General features: G+C 75.2%; 1 protein-coding gene. It reads right to left on the bottom strand.

Annotation, left to right across the window (positions count from 1 at the left end):
- Positions 1-1,373, bottom strand: a 1,373-nt coding sequence (locus E1295_RS48050) for a serine/threonine-protein kinase (protein WP_132642071.1), incomplete at its 3' end; no start/stop codon positions are given.
- Positions 1,374-1,583: the final 210 nt, after the last annotated feature.

Genomic DNA, 1,583 nt, shown 5'->3' with positions numbered 1-1,583 from the left:
GAGGGGGACGGCTCGCTGGAGCCGGCGGCCAGCACCGGCGGGGCGGGACTCTTGTCCGTGGAGGCGTTCCACACGACGACGCCGGCCGCCAGGCACACGGCGACCGCCCCGGAAACGGCGGCGACCAGCGGCACCCGCGCTCTCGTACGGCGCGGCGGAAGCGTGCGACGCGAATCACCACCCGCCGCCGGAGAGCCAGGCCCGCCCGGCTGGGGGCCGGAGGACGGCGGGTGACCGGGCGCGCCGTGCCGGCCACCGGCCGAATCGGGCGCGTGGCCGGGCACGCCGTGCGAGTGACCGGCGCCGTACGGATGCCCGGCACCGTGCGAAGGACCGGCGCCGTGCGAGTGACCGGCACCGTGCGAAGGACCGGCACCGTGCGGGTGACCGGCACCGTGCGGGTGACCGGTGCCGTGCGGGTGACCGGCACCGTACGGGTGACCGGCGCCATGCGGGTGACCGGCACCGTACGGGTGACCGGTGCCGTGCGAGCGACCAGCACCGTGCTGGGCACCGGGCGAATCGGGCGCGCCGGGCGGATGACCGGGTGCGGTCTCCGGCGGCGGGGGTTGCGCTCCGGCCGGGTGCGGCCGTGAGCCGCCGAGCAGGTGCAGCAGGACGTCCCGCATCCGCGGGCGGGCGTCCGGGTCCTTCGCCAGGCAGGCGTGGACGACCTGGCGCAGCGGCACCGGCAGGTCGCCGAGGAAGGGTTCCTGGTTGAGCACCCGGTTGATGACCGCGGGCAGCGAGTCCTCCCCGAACGGCGGCGTGCCCGTCCCCGCGAACACCATGACCGACGCCCAGGCGAAGACGTCCGCCGCCGGGCCGACGTACGCGCCCGCGAGCTGCTCGGGGGCCATGTACGCGGGCGTTCCGACCACGCTGCTGGTGACGGTGACCGCGGAGTCGGCGAGGCGGGCGATGCCGAAGTCGACGACGCGCGGCCCGTCCCGTCCGAGCAGCACGTTGGAGGGTTTGAAGTCGCGGTGCACGACCCCGGCCTCGTGGATGGCGGCCAGCGCCGTGGCGGTGCTGACGGCCAGGCGCTGCAGGTCGGCGCCGCGATGGGGGCCCGCCTCCTGCAGTGAGGGGCCTTCGACGTACTCGCTGACGATGTACGGACGCCCGCTCATCGACGCGTCGAGCACCTGCGCGATGCAGAACGGCTCCACGCGCCGGGCGGCGGCGATTTCCTTGGCGAAGCCGTTGCCACCGGCGACGGACTGCCGCAGCACCTTGACGGCCACCGGCCGGCCGTCGGGGGCCTGCCCGAGGTAGACGACGCCCTGACCGCCCTCGCCGAGCCGCCCGACGAGCCGGTAGGCCGCGATCGCCTCAGGATCGTCTGGGCGCAGCGGCTCGGCGTTCGGCATCGGGGACGACTCCTGTGACGGCTGGGACGGACCTCATGCACCTTAACGGGATAAATCCGGATGTGTGGGCGTGTTACATGATCGACGCGCGTCGGCCGGCGACGCCATCCGCCGCCACCGCACGGCCGCGACGGCAGCGAGCCGCTCCGGTGACCGACCCCAGCGACCCAACCCCAGCGACCGGCCCCAGTGGCCCAACCCCAGCGACCC

The organism is Nonomuraea mesophila (genome assembly GCF_004352805.1).
Taxonomy (GTDB): domain Bacteria; phylum Actinomycetota; class Actinomycetes; order Streptosporangiales; family Streptosporangiaceae; genus Nonomuraea; species Nonomuraea longispora.
Note: the sequence above shows the minus strand (reverse complement) of the source record. Positions and strands in the feature narration are given on the sequence as shown.